Origin of the sequence: Pseudomonas sp. 51_B, from assembly GCF_017491595.1 — a bacterium.
Lineage (GTDB): Bacteria > Pseudomonadota > Gammaproteobacteria > Pseudomonadales > Pseudomonadaceae > Aquipseudomonas > Aquipseudomonas promysalinigenes.
Window position 1 is genome coordinate 1 of the sequence record NZ_JAFGYW010000083.1, and the last position, 693, is coordinate 693.

Annotated in this window: 2 tRNA genes and 1 rRNA gene; all 3 read left to right on the plus strand. The window is 53.2% G+C overall.

Annotated elements, in window-relative coordinates:
* A 16S ribosomal RNA gene (locus tag J5M56_RS23725) occupies window positions 1-172 on the plus strand; the annotation flags it as partial.
* A 64-nt stretch (window positions 173-236) separates the two neighbouring features.
* Window positions 237-313: transfer RNA gene (locus tag J5M56_RS23730), tRNA-Ile, on the plus strand.
* Between the two features lie 34 nt (window positions 314-347).
* Window positions 348-423: transfer RNA gene (locus tag J5M56_RS23735), tRNA-Ala, on the plus strand.
* The last annotated feature ends 270 nt before the right edge of the window (window positions 424-693 follow it).

Here is a 693-nt window from a genome sequence, read left to right on the forward strand (position 1 = left end):
GTGAATACGTTCCCGGGTCTTGTACACACCGCCCGTCACACCATGGGAGCGGGTCTCGCCAGAAGTAGGTAGCCTAACCGCAAGGAGGGCGCTTACCACGGCGGGGTTCGTGACTGGGGTGAAGTCGTAACAAGGTAGCCGTATCGGAAGGTGCGGCTGGATCACCTCCTTTCTCGAGCTTATTTCCGCGAAGTTGAGCGCTCACGCTTATCGGCTGTAAATTAGGACAGACTCAGGGGTCTGTAGCTCAGTCGGTTAGAGCACCGTCTTGATAAGGCGGGGGTCGTTGGTTCGAATCCAACCAGACCCACCAATTGTCTGGCGGAAAAACCTGAGTGTCTCTGTATGGGGGCATAGCTCAGCTGGGAGAGCACCTGATTTGCAAGCAGGGGGTCGTCGGTTCTATCCCGTCTGCCTCCACCAATTGCGATGATCGTTGGCGCTTTAGCGCTTACGGGCATCTCACTCCCGAAGGGAGCCCCAATGGATAATGTTTGATTGGGTTCGAGAGAACGAATCGAATCTTACCCATTGGCGATTGAGCCAGTCAGAGTGATGCAGGAAACTGTATCGGCTGTCGTTCTTTAACAATCTGGAAGAAGCAAGTAATTTGGATAGCGGAAGCGTCGTTGAGATGGACGTGGAAGCTATCCGGGTTGTGATTGTATCGATGTATCTCAAGATGATTCGAAC